The organism is Specibacter sp. BI4, from assembly GCF_056680095.1.
In genome coordinates this window covers 3,759,333-3,771,974 of record NZ_CM155265.1, presented here as the reverse complement: position 1 = coordinate 3,771,974, position 12,642 = coordinate 3,759,333, and the positions used below count along the sequence as shown (strand labels likewise).

Below are 12,642 nucleotides of genomic sequence, written 5' to 3'. Positions count from 1 at the left end.
CCACAGATCTGAATGCGGCCGTGCGCAGGCACCTGTTGGTGACAACCATCAATCAGGTCATTGAATGCGGTCCGAAATGAACCGATCACTGGTGCCGTCGATGCCCACGGTCAAGAATGCCTTGGCGTGGAGCAGCGTTAGCAACCTCGTGATGAGGCTGGGAACTCTGTCGATGGGCATCGTGCTGGCGCGGATACTTTCTCCGGAAGAATTTGGCGTCTACGCGATTGCGCTCACGGTCCAGACAATCCTTATGACACTGGCGGATTTCGGGTTGAGCGCAGACCTCATCCGAAGCGCGGACCCGGCGAAACGGGCACCAACGGTGGCATCTCTGGGTCTGATTACGGGCTTGATCTTCGCGGGAAGCATGGCGTTCTCGAGCCAAGCAATAGCCAACACTTTGGGGAGCCCTGACGCCAGCGAAGTGATCTTCATCTTGTCGTTTACCCTGGTTCTGAGTGGCATCGGTGTCGTGCCCTACGCCACATTGCAGCGGAATTTTGAACAGAAGAAACTCTTCTCCGTTTCAATCGTCGATTTCTTGGTAAGCACCGTTGTCACCTTGATTCTCCTAAACCTGGGCATGGGCGTAATTTCACTCGCCTATGCCAGACTCGCAGCACAAACATGTGCCCTTGTCGTCCAATTCATGCTGGCCCGCCAGCCCATCAGGTTCGGGATTGATCGGACACTTATTGGATCTGTCCTCAAGTTTGGACTACCCATTGCGGCGGCCAATTTATTGTCGTGGGCCTTGCTGAGCATCGACAATGTGGTGATTGCGCGATGGGCCGGCCCGGTGTCGCTGGGCTTCTACGTCTTAGCGTTCAATATTTCCAATTGGCCCATGAGCGCGCTGGGACAAGTCATCAGATCCGTAACACTACCCTCCTTTTCTCGTTCAGCAGGTAGGAAAGGTGGACAAGATTTAACCACTGCGCTTGGGCTGACCTGGGGCATCGGGTTGCCCGCAGGAATTCTTCTGGCCGTGCTTTCCAAACCGCTCATTGAATTCATCTACGGTGAAAAATGGGGTGCCGCGGCTCCCGTCTTGGCAGCGCTGGGATTATTTGGTTCCCTGCGCCTGATTTTTGATGTCTGGGCGGCATATCTATTGGCCAACGGAAAATCGGTTGCAGTCTTGTGGGTCCAGGTAATTTGGTTTGGCACACTCATTCCAGCCATGGTGTGGGGAACGCATCAATTCGGAATCGTCGGCGGCGGTTGGGCGCATGTCATTGTCGGGGCCGTTGTCGTACTGCCAGCGTATTTGTGGGTGCTGCGAGGCACAGAAGCAAATCTTAAGGCTCTGGCCCATGCAGCTTGGCCGCCCATTCTTGCAGGCATCGCGGCCTGGACCAGCGCACATTTTGTCGCTGCAGCCATTTCAACTCCGCTACTGGCGTTGGGCGTTGGCGGTCTTGCCGGGTGTGCTGCCTATGTCCTCATGCTGGGGCGGTGGTATTGGCGAATCGTCCGGAATGCCTTGAACAACGGTGCTGAAACGACAGAAAATGTTGCGCCGGACATTGGACGCAGGGGCCAGAAGCTGGGCGTTGAAATTTGATCACTTCGATGAGTTGTTCAGTGCGCTTCCTGGCCGCCAAGCATTTCAAATATAAGGGATCCATCAATGGAAAAAGAACGAAAAATGACTCTTGAACCGACTCGGGGGCTGTCGTGCAAGACAAGGTCCCGCGCGTTGCCACTTGCTGTCGGCGACGCGACAGTTACAGTCGTGATCACTTGCTACAACTACGCACGCTTCCTTGGAGCGGCTGTGGCGAGCGCCAGAACACAGGACGGTGTGGTCGTTGATGTGATCATTGTCGACGATGCCTCAACTGATGAGAGCCTCGCGGTGGCAAAAGCCTTGGCCAGCAAATGGTCGTCGATCACTATCATCGCCCATAGTGAAAATCGTGGAACGGTGGCATCTTTCAATGACGGCGCGGCCATTGCATCCGGGGAATTCCTGGTGCGGCTTGATGCTGATGACCTGTTGACCCCAGGTTCGCTGTCCCGTGCGGTCTCAGTGGCGCAACACTTCCCAACGGTTGGACTCGTCTACGGGCACCCGCTGCATTTCAGTGGAGTGAACCTCCCGGAGCCTCGGACTGCGCCAACCAAATGGACCGTATGGCCAGGGCTTGAGTGGCTCGAGGCGAGATGCCGCCAAGGGCGAAACGTCATCACCTCACCTGAAGTCTTGATGCGCCGTTCGGTTGTGGAAAAAGTCGGATATCAAGCGCCGTTGAAACACAGCCACGACATGGAACATTGGTTGAGGATCTCCGCCTTTTCTGACGTCGCCTACATTCACGGGGCGGATCAAGCCTGGCATCGAGAGCACGAAGACAGCCTGTCGGCACGGGAAGTCGACAGCATGGTGGACATTGAACAACGCATGTTGGCCTTTGATGCACTGTTTTCCGGCAAGGCGGGCGAATTGTCGAACGCCGCGACTCTGCGCGAGCAGGCTCAATGGGCATTGGCCAGGACAGCTTTGTCAGCCGCGAGTCACGCCCTGGATGCAAGGCTCTCCACGGAGGACGTCTTTGAACCATATCTACAACATGCTGTACGCGCGGCGGCCGGAATTGAACATACTCCTGAGTACAAACACGTTCAACGACGCAGTGACCGTGAGGGCCTCTCAGCGATTGGCCGCATGGGCAGCCTATGGAGGCGACTCAGATTTCGGCTGAGTAACGAATTGGAGTGGTTTCGATGGCACCGCTCCGGCGTCTTCTAGAGAACAACTATTGGTGTGGCTTGTTTAACTATGGGAGGAAGAGTCTTCAATGTCGGGAAAAGAGCAACTAAGATCCGTCCGGCGCGTGCTTCGACGGGATGGTGTTCGAGCAGTTGCAAGCAAGGCAGTGCAACGATTTTCGCGTCGGGCAGAGGCCTTCTATGGGTGGCCAAACACAGATTTTCCGCTCCTTTGGGAGGACGTCAATTTTGCTGTACAAGGTGAAGGCGTCTCCCCGGGGAGCGCCCCCACATCCATGGAACCCGGGAGGCTGCGTATCGGATGGGTATGTTTGCCGCCGAGCTCGGGTTCTGGTGGGCACACAACCTTGTTTCGCATGGTTCAAGCCATGGAGGAACGCGGGCATGAGTGCTTCATCTATCTCTACGATCGTGACTCTGAGGATGTCCAGCGGCACGCTCAGACGATCCGGTCCGCTTGGCCCGACCTAAAGGCAGAGATTCGAAGCGCTCGACCACGGATCGTGGAGCTCGATGCAGTTGTGGCAAGTTCATGGGAAACAGCTCATGTCGTTGCCAGCCGAGCAGATGCTTCGTTAAGGAGATTCTATTTTGTGCAGGACTATGAGCCATTCTTCTATCCACGAGGGGCACTGTGGGAGTTGGCAGAGAGCACATATCGTTTTGAATTCACGACAATTGCGTTGGGTCAGATGGTGGCGCACAGCTTAGAATCATTTGCTGGCGTAGCCCCAGATCACATCGTTCCCTTTGGATGTGACACCGACATTTACAAGACTGCTTCGGTGGAGCCTGTCCACCGAAGCGGCATCGTGTTTTACGCCAAGCAGCACGCTGATCGCCGGGGATACTGGCTCGCGAAAAGGGCCTTGGAACTATTCCACGCCAATCACCCGGATCAAGAGATACATGTTGTCGGTGACCGGCCCAGCGGGTGGAACATTCCAGTTACAGTGCACGGCAGCATCCGGCCGGCGACATTGAACTCGCTGTATGGAAAAACGCTTGCCGGCATTGCGCTGTCATTCACGAATATATCGCTGGCCGCGGAAGAGATGTTGGCTGCCGGAGTCATTCCCGTTGTAAATGACTCTGTCATGGCGCGAATGGACTTGACCATTGACGGGCCAATGTGGGTCAGTCCAACTCCGGAAGGTATTGCCTTGGGGTTGGCAAGAATTGTCCTTATGGATCGCGAGTCGCTTCAAACGAGAAGGGAGTCCGCTGACATTCGTCAAGGTTGGGGATCGGTGGGTACTCGCTTTGCAGAGATTCTGGAGCGCTCCTTCTTGAGTGAAACGGACGAGTTGAAGGTCGCAAAGGGCTTCATCCCTGGAGTGACAGGTTCGTCAGCCGGACTGACACCGGAGGTCAAATAATGGAGAACTTTCAGGATACGTCCCTGCGCATCTTGTTGGTCAAGACCCGCGGCCGCTCAACTGCGAATCTCAGTGAGCGCGTCTCCAGCGAGCAGCGCGGTGAAGCGCCTCGGGGCACTCTCTTTGAACGAACACTTAAGTGTGACGTGGTGGACGAAGCGAGCATTGAAGCAATGACGGGCATTCGAGGTTGGGTGTACAAATTTATCCCAACGTTCGCCGCACAAGGTTTGGAAGCAAGGCGCCGTGCAGGTTCCTATGACGTAGTGATTACGTGGTCGGAACGGCATACAGTCGCCGTTGCGGCCCTATTTGTACTTTTTCGGACACCCACACCGCATCTGGCTATGATGTTTTGGATGTCCAAACCCGTAGTTAGGCTTCCGCTGAGGGTATTCCGTAAAGGTGTCGACCGAATTGTCACATGGAGTTCCGTGCAACGCTCGGTGGCGGTAAATCTCATTGGTTTCCAGCCCGAGGAAGTCGTACTGGTGCATCATCCAGTAGACCTGCAATTTTTCCGCCCCATCGAATCAGTGCGAGAGAGTATCTTTTCTGCTGGTTCGACGCAGCGAGACTTCCCGACCCTTATCGAAGCGGCGGAAGTCCTCGGACTCCCGATCCGCATTGCCGCCTCCCTTGTCGTCAAGTTAAAAGGACTCAGAATTGATACGACGGATGTGAGGGAGACCCTGGGAACGGGCGATTCCGTGGAGATTGAGCAGATGGGCTCTGTTCAACTGCGGTCTTCATATTCGTCAGCCAAGATTGTTGTCATCCCATTGCAGCCTTCCGACATTGATGCTGGTGTCAACGTGATTCTTGAAGGCATGGCGATGGGGCGCCCCGTTGTCGCCACGAAAACGGCTGGTCAAGTGGATGTAATCAAAGACGGTGAGAACGCCCGCTTCGTTGCGCCAGGAGATGTTGCAGAACTGAGAAGGGTCCTTGAGGAGCTTTTGGGCAATCCGGAAGCGGCGGAAGCGATGGGCCGGCGGGGTAGGGCACATGTCGAAAAATATCATGGACTGGAAACGTTCATAGAACGCATTCGACTCAACGCACTGGAGGTCTCGGAACTGGGTTCCCGACGGTGATATCCAAGGGCTGTCCAACACGACAAGGTCGTCGATCCCAGCCCCGTCGGCGTAAATGTTGCAGGCGCCAATTCAGCCCCGTTATTCAACGCCGCCGACGCACGTCGAGTTGTTCGTCGATGTTTTGTGTTCCGTAGTTTCCAGTTTCAACAGGACGCCGCAAACGCTGGCCATGACGAATAGCCCGCCAGCAGTGATGGGGAACGACAGTCCGTCGAAGAAGGCAAGAAGGAACAGCCCTGAGGCTGTACCTGCGGCTGCCGCTGAGTAAACCATTTTGTGATCAGATATTTTGCTCAGGTTCCGGGCGCGCCATGCAGAAAAGATTGCCGTCAGCAGAACCGCCAAAAGGGCCAAAGTTCCGATAATGCCCCCTTCAATTAAAATTAATAGATATTGATTATCCAATATAAGCTCAGTGGGTGGAAACGTTCCGAAGCCTTCGCCAAAGAAGGGGTTCCGCAACGCAATTTGAATCGCATCATCGATGCTATTTGTTCGAGAGAGGGTGCTGGAATCGCTTGAAATCGAGACGAATAAGCCGCGCAAGGTTCCGAGCAGTCCTGGGACGACGAAGGCCAATGCTGTGATTCCGATTGATCCGGCGGCCACCGACAGCCATCGCAGCCTCGGCGGCATGCTCGGAAGAATCAGAATCAAGCCAACGAACACGCCTATGAGTGCTGAGCGAGATACTGACAGGATCACTGCCAACGTGATGATGATGGCGGGCCAGGATCGTCTCCACAGTGGTCTTTTTCGGTCGGTCATGGCAAGTGCAATTGCCAACGGCAAGACAATGCAAAGCAACGAACCATACTCGAGAGGGTGCGTCGCGGTGCCTGCGGCGCGGGTGAAATCTCCCCTGGCCTGAACGTTGCCGATCTCTTGGCTAACCGAAAAGCCGGGCAATGTGAGTGAATCGACGAGCGTTTGGCCCGTCACAAATTGAGCTATTCCCAAACAAGCCATCAGTCCTCCAGCCAGCGAAATCCGTCGCAGCAGTGTATATAGACGCTCCCGGTCGTGAATGCCGTCGAGAGCGACCAGGGCAACTCCTGCCCAACTGAGGAGCCTGATGAGGCTGCTGTCGGCAGTCGTCGATGACGATGAAGGCAGCCCGCGGAGATTTGCCAGGGCGAAGCTGATTCCCAAGGCACAGATGAGGACCAAGACAGCCACCTTGACAGGATTGGCTGTTGTTTCGCCGGTGCGGGTCAGTTGAAGCTTGTAAGTTGCCCACCATACGATGCCTGCCAACCCCCAAAGAACTGATAGTCGTCCGATTGAGCCAAGAGCGGGGATTGTTAGGTATGAGGGAATCGCGGCGAAAAGGAGTAGGTATATCGAGAGGAAACTGACCGCGTCAAAGCCGTGCCGTGGCGGTCTTGCGGGCGACTTGAACAAGCTCTGACTCACTTGTCCGCCACGCTTTGGCGACTAATCCCCGTGGCATTCCTCGCTGATAATTCGCCAGTCGCGGTGGACTGACGGCATGTTTTACGAGAAACCCAACTGTCCAGTCCCCGAGCGATCAACATTGAGATGCCAAGGGAGAGACAGATCAGCAGAACTACCCCTTTTATTCTGCTTGTCTTCGTTGGACCAAAGGCACTAATGACGGTTCTGGTCGGATCGGTTTCAGCGCTGATTTGAGAGTTATTTGCCACGCCGAGTTCATCTTGGACGTTTTTTGTTATTCTTTTAATTTTCACGGCAATATCGTCCAACTCCTGTTGGACGGCTGCATCGGTTGAATCAATTACTTGCACGGAAATGACCGGTCCAGAATAGGATGATTGCCACTGTGTCCCGCTGTTTAACAATTTCACGGAGGTTCCTTTGCGCAGTCCATTTCCGAAGAGTGTAGCTGACGGTGAAGACAGAGGCTGTGTAAACTCCTCGGCATTGAATTTACGGGAGACTACGTCGGCAAATGATATTAGAGTGTTCCGAGTGTCTTCTGGAGCTTCGAAGTCCAGTGAACTCACGGGAGAATTCATGACAAATTCAGTGTTGGCCACATAGGTCCAAGGCTCGGATTTCAATGCGATCGATCCCGTAATGGCGCAGGCCAGGCCCAGCACAAAAATGTACCAGCGCCGGATGACGAGACGCATTAGATTATGGACGGTCATGGAATTTTCAGGGGAGTACCCGCCGACTCCGCGTCCCTGGCTTGGCTGTTGTGTGTGGCCAGGACCCGGCTATCCTGCCTGCGAATTGCAGCAGCTTCATTCGGAACGGGGAGTTGGTGAGTTGTGAGTTGCGGTGCTGGATGACCTGGTTTGGGCGCGCCAGGTTTGGCTGGCTTGTCGGGTGGTGGAATCTTGGCGTTGGTCGCTTTTCGCTGGCGCTTGTCCATGAACCAGCCGTCAATCAAACTGGCCAAAAATAGAGTCCCCGCAATTCCGCCGCCCCCAGCGATTATCAGCAATTGCATGCGAGTTTTGGTTTTCGGCGTTGCCTTCCCGTCGATGACCAACGATTCGCCGTGGATGCGCAAATCCTCCTTAACTGTGGACTCGTCCTGCATGACAGCCAGGGTCCTAACAACGGATGCCATGCCTTCATCCCGTAATTTGAGAGCATCATCCGCAGTTGGCGCATCCGCTCTGACCAGAATGATCGCAGAAGACGTGGTTGGGTCGGAAGCAATTGAAATTTCACTATCTGGATATTTCTTGAGGATGGGTGCGCTGACTTCTACAGCGGACGTTCGCCGTACCAAAACATCCAGCGCCGTATTGAGTCCACCCAACCACAGGTAGGGATTTCCCTTGGCGCCGACGGTGGCCTCAGGCGGCATTAGGAGAATGCTGCCCGTGGCTTGATATGTGGTGGGGACTTTGGCCTCAATAAACATCGTCATCCCCAGAGTTAGAACGAGACCGAATACTACGATGTACCACCGCCGTCCTAAAGTTCTAAGTGTTTCAGCTAATTTCATGATTATTTCCCCGATTCTTACCAACTTGAGACCATCTTGGATTCGTCGTCCGGTTAGATATTGAGGTGACGGCATCATAAATGACAGCGATTTTGTTCTTTAGGTTGTCGAAGTTGGACTTTCCAAGGTGGTTAATAAGTAACTGTTTGGTGACCGTACGTGTTTTCCATTTGAGGACGCGCATCGGACTGACAATCATGTAGTCAATGAGCAGTGCCTTTTGGCCTGGCGCCTTCATTTTATTTAGCGCGTAGGGAAACAATTGAACGAACGCTGTGGAATTGCACAATCGTCCGTGGACTGTGTTACTGACGTTTCTGGTGTGGATTGTCTGCAGCCATGCAGGCAGGCCGGAGACCTCTTGCACCGGCATGGTGAGCTCGAGCCGGTTGTGCCAGTCGGCCCATGCTGTGACTGGTTCGTCCCACGATTCGGCTACCGAACAAAAAGCGTTTCGGGGGTCTGACCTCAAGTATGTGGACGTGCCACTGAGTATTAGCCCCTGGACAAGGTAGACGGCTGTTCGTGTCGGTGATGTGACAGAATTCTGCAACCGTTGGACGAAGTCCACTGCCAGTCCATCGTCGTTGTCAAGATTGGTAGTCAGGAGGACGCTCCCATGTGCTTCGGAGGTCTCTCTAAGGTCGGAGACCAACTCTTCGCGCGAAACGGACGTACGGAATACGGCCCTGAAGCGGCGGTTGGATTTACCTTCCTCAAGCCAGTCAATAAACCACTGGGGACTATTGGGGTCGAAATACACCAGCCAGTGAAAATTTTGCAGTGACTGCGCCTCCATGGCCGGTACACAGAAACGCTCGAAAAGTTCGATCCTGTCCTTCAGCCAACCGTCCTTGGCCCTGATGAGCCCTTCCCTGCCGGGCGTGGGGACGTTGAAGCGGGTAATGAATACATGGTCGATGGCCAAGTCGTTCATCGCCACCCGTCCCCTGCAAACGGATTACGAATTGAGATGCAGTTGGGTGATGCCTTGAAGCGGCTACACATTGAGACGCCTTTGCACTGGAGATTCTGTCCAGGTCCGCGGCAATGGAGACATCGGCATCTCAGGGTCACAGCTCTCTGTCGCCGACTGTAAAACCGCGGTCTGAAAAAAACTGCAGGCCTCGCCTCGATCCAGGCGAATTCGCTGGTGCATCATGGACTTCTTCATTTGCTTCTCTCGGTCGAGCGACAAACCGCCTTGTCGGACGTCTCTTGTTGACGGGTCCCGGCCAGCCACGCACAGAAGTAAATATCGAGAGTGAGCACTGCTGAGACCTATCGAAACAGAGCCTATTCTGGCTCCGAGTGCGGCACTAGGGTAGTGGACTACTCGATGTTTATCGGCAGTACTCGTGTTGGATTCGTGGGGTACCCGGTTTGATTGGCGTGAGGGGCGTCCCGCAGGCGCACGGAGCAATGGCATGGGCCGCGGAGGCCCGTCTTGGTGATCACGATGCACGATGTCGGCAGATCAATCGGGAACAGTGACGAGGCGCCAGCACGTGTGACAGGACAACGTTTGCCATGACCTGGTCGCCCGCACAATTCACCCTCTTCGGCTGCTTTCGTCCCGGTCCCACCCCCCGTTCCGTGTCAGCGACTTGCCTTTGTGAAGCTTGCCCAGCACAGCCACTGAGCCGTACACGCCGGCGTCGAAGGCCGGCTGAAATCCGTTGACGGAACGGAACAGGTTGCCAAGCCCGCTGCTTTCACTTTGGCCCGGGTTCAGCTCGTCCTTCCCCTGGTAAATGCGTCGCAGCGTCTTGAGGAGTGCCTTCGCCGACGTTGGCGTGCGGACAATGACAGGGACAGTTGCCAGGATGGCCTTCTCCCGTCCGGCAAAAAGTGAATCGACGTACAGGTCATCCGCTGTGGCTGACGGAAACAGCGGGAACCGTTGGTGTCCTGCCGCATTCACGGCGTAGGCCCCTGCGCCCCACAGATGCTCGTGCAGGGAGGGAATGCGCGCCCGGGCGCGGTAGTAGGCCTTCACCAAAAAGCTGCAACCCGTGGTGTCGTAGGAGAAGGCGGGCCGGGCCGAATAGGAATCCGGACCCTGCAAATGCTCAAACACTGCGGCCACGGCATCGGTGGTGGCTTCAATGTCCGCATCCAGGTACAGTCTGGGCCAGCGGGTGCAGATTGCGTCGGCCGCATTCAGCGAAGCGCTCTTGGAAGGTTCGGCCAGCTCCAAGACCTTGACGCCCGGGAACGACCTGGCTATGGTCGCCGTCGTATCGGAGCAACCGTTGCAGGCAACTATCACTTCAATGGCACCGGATTCTGCCAAATTGCTCAACGGGCGCAGTGTCCGGGCGATGACGGCTGCTTCATTGTGTGCTGGAATGATGACTGCCCCTTCAGGAAACGTTGTGGGTGCCGGTGCAACGGGCACCAACCGCAGCCCGGGCGCCGGGAACGCGTGGGGAAGCCCGTTCCAGCCGTGGAGACCTAAAAGGGCGAGGCATGCCTTGCGCTCACCGGCTTTGTAGCTGCGGGCCATGGCACCCATCGCCGTGATGGCCCGGATGCCGAAGGCGTAGGCAGCCGAATGGTGGGCTCGGGCGTACCTGACCCGATTGATCTCCATCAGGGCGACCAAGTCCGCGGAGACACCGGAACCACCTCGACTGTGAACCATGCTCGCCGCCGGTTCAAACCAAATGCTCCTGCCGGTTTCCCGAACCCTGCGGAAGTAGTCGGTTTCCTCCGAGTACAGGAAGTACCGTTCATCCCAATCGCCCACATTCGCCACCACCTCCCCGGAGACAAGCACGGCAGCTCCCGTTGCCCAGTCGATGGGGTGCGGGTAGTGGTAGCTTTCCTCGTTGTAGTCGATTTCGCTCAGCCACTCCGGCCGGCCGGCGAACCTCGCACCGAACACGGCATCCCCGAGTGACTTGCTGATGCTGGGCTCCCGCCGCAGCGACGTGTAGATGGTGCCGTCACCATCGAGCAGTTTCGGGACCACAATGCCGGCCGCGGAAACGCGCATGCGGCGCCGCAGGGTCCTGATGGCGCCGGGCAGGATGCGCAGGTCGGGGTTGAGGACGAGCACGTCATGGTGCGGGCCCGCCTGTACCAGTGCCGCATTGATGCCGCCTGCATAGCCCAGGTTCCCGCCCGTCTCCGCCAGGATCACATCGGTGTGGGCGGCGAGGCGGTCCAAGGTGCCGTCGATTGAGCCGTTGTCGGCCACGACCACCTTGAGGGACTGGGATTTCGTTTCAATGCGCAGGCACTCGAGCAGTGGGTTGATGTCTTCAACATTGTTGTAGGTGACGAGGACAACTGTCACCTCGGCCAGATCCTCCCTGGCAACAAAAGTCCCGGTCTTGGGGCCGGTGGTTGCCATGGGGGACTGAGCTGACGTCGCGATTTCGAGCTGTTTCTGGTGGTCGGGGTCGGACCATCCGAAAGCCGGGGAGATGGTTGGTGCCCCGCCCACGCTGCTGACCCGTTTCATGCGTAGGTAGGCCTCCGGGCCTTGGACCAGATAGCGGTTGGCCAGGCGGCGGGGCTCCAAGGCCAGGCGCCAAGCCCATTCCATGCCGGCGGCTGAAACAGCCTCCGGGGCGCGTTTGATCCGATCCGCCAGAAAATCCACGACGGCCCCGAACGCCAGCAGAACAGGGGCGCCCGTCAGGGCTCCGTACTGGCTGATCCACAGTTCCTGGCGGGGCTTTCCGAGCCCCACCACTAAAATATCGGTGGACGACCGGGCAATGTTCGCGGCCAACTCTGTGGACAGCTCGCGGGATGCCAAGGCGTCACGCTCAGGTGCCCACCATCCAGACACCTGCAGCCCTGGCCTGCATTCCTGCAGCTTTAGTTTCAAGAGCTGCTGAGTAAGCTCACTGCCGCCAAGAAAACCAACGCGCAGTCCTTCGGTCTCCGCCCTGTCCAGCAGGGGATCAATGAGATCGCTTCCAGCCAGTCGCGGCCACTCGTGCCCGGTCAGCATCGCAGCCTTACTCCGCAGCGGTGCCCCGTCAAGAAGGGACAACCAGTTGACGCTCCCGCTCGGATCCAGGCAGCCCTCCCACCGGCCCCCGGACCCAAAATGCAGGACATGGTCAAGGTTGGCCGATGCCACGGCCAATGGCTTGGCCCGTGGCGCCACCGCAGCGGCAATGATTTCCGCAATTGCACCCTCAAAGCTGCGCAGGTCCACGTTTGCCCCGCCGATGATGGCCCAGGTGTGCGGTTCCTGTGAAGGGTGGGAGATGAGACTGTCCTGGGCGCGCGTGTGCCGTGTGGGGCCCTCAGTTAATCGGCCGTTCTTCCGAACTGCAACAGGATTGCGTACAAGGTTGATGCCAAACATTGGAACCCCCGGATATCCACTTCGGGCCGGTTGTTCGGCCCTTAAATGGAGCATTGTCCGTAGGCATAATCCACCTGCGGCATTGGTGCTCTACTGGGGATGTTAGGTAGTTCAAAATGTTGCCGATAGAGTGCTTTGTTACTC

At 56.5% G+C, this 12,642-nt stretch carries 9 protein-coding genes; 4 read left to right on the top strand and 5 right to left on the bottom strand.

The window, feature by feature from the left end; all coding sequences use genetic code 11:
- Positions 1-76: 76 nt before the first annotated feature.
- From AC1L6K_RS17125 to AC1L6K_RS17110, 4 genes are all read left to right on the top strand, one after another.
- Positions 77-1,570 carry a lipopolysaccharide biosynthesis protein gene (locus tag AC1L6K_RS17125; protein WP_480950036.1) on the top strand — a complete coding sequence of 498 codons (1,494 nt, stop codon included), beginning with the start codon at positions 77-79 and terminating at the stop codon, positions 1,568-1,570.
- A gap of 66 nt (positions 1,571-1,636) precedes the next feature.
- Positions 1,637-2,758 (top strand): glycosyltransferase family 2 protein, encoded by a 1,122-nt coding sequence (locus AC1L6K_RS17120; RefSeq protein ID WP_480950035.1) that lies wholly within the window; start codon positions 1,637-1,639, stop codon positions 2,756-2,758.
- A gap of 337 nt (positions 2,759-3,095) precedes the next feature.
- The gene (locus AC1L6K_RS17115) at positions 3,096-4,118 is read left to right on the top strand and encodes a rhamnosyltransferase WsaF family glycosyltransferase (protein ID WP_480950034.1); all 1,023 of its coding nucleotides are present in this window, start codon (positions 3,096-3,098) and stop codon (positions 4,116-4,118) included.
- A complete protein-coding gene (locus tag AC1L6K_RS17110; protein ID WP_480950033.1) occupies positions 4,118-5,215 on the top strand; it encodes a glycosyltransferase family 4 protein in 1,098 nt (365 codons plus the stop codon). The genes AC1L6K_RS17115 and AC1L6K_RS17110 overlap by 1 nt, the downstream gene beginning before the upstream one ends.
- Before the next feature lie 81 nt (positions 5,216-5,296).
- On the opposite strand, the gene AC1L6K_RS17105 is transcribed toward AC1L6K_RS17110, so the two are convergent.
- From AC1L6K_RS17105 to AC1L6K_RS17085, 5 genes are all read right to left on the bottom strand, one after another.
- Positions 5,297-6,475: an O-antigen ligase family protein gene (locus AC1L6K_RS17105; RefSeq protein WP_480950032.1), complete on the bottom strand. Its 1,179-nt coding sequence runs from the start codon at positions 6,473-6,475 to the stop codon at positions 5,297-5,299.
- Between the two features lie 155 nt (positions 6,476-6,630).
- Positions 6,631-7,353 carry a hypothetical protein gene (locus tag AC1L6K_RS17100; protein WP_480950031.1) on the bottom strand — a complete coding sequence of 241 codons (723 nt, stop codon included), beginning with the start codon at positions 7,351-7,353 and terminating at the stop codon, positions 6,631-6,633.
- The gene (locus AC1L6K_RS17095) at positions 7,350-8,165 is read right to left on the bottom strand and encodes a hypothetical protein (RefSeq protein WP_480950030.1); all 816 of its coding nucleotides are present in this window, start codon (positions 8,163-8,165) and stop codon (positions 7,350-7,352) included. Before AC1L6K_RS17095 ends, AC1L6K_RS17100 begins: the two co-directional genes overlap by 4 nt.
- On the bottom strand, positions 8,152-9,102 hold the full coding sequence (locus AC1L6K_RS17090; protein ID WP_480952810.1) for a glycosyltransferase: 951 nt from the start codon (positions 9,100-9,102) through the stop codon (positions 8,152-8,154). Before AC1L6K_RS17090 ends, AC1L6K_RS17095 begins: the two co-directional genes overlap by 14 nt.
- 615 nt (positions 9,103-9,717) lie before the next feature.
- Positions 9,718-12,498, bottom strand: a complete 2,781-nt coding sequence (locus AC1L6K_RS17085; protein WP_480950029.1) for a WecB/TagA/CpsF family glycosyltransferase — start codon at positions 12,496-12,498, stop codon at positions 9,718-9,720.
- Positions 12,499-12,642: the final 144 nt, after the last annotated feature.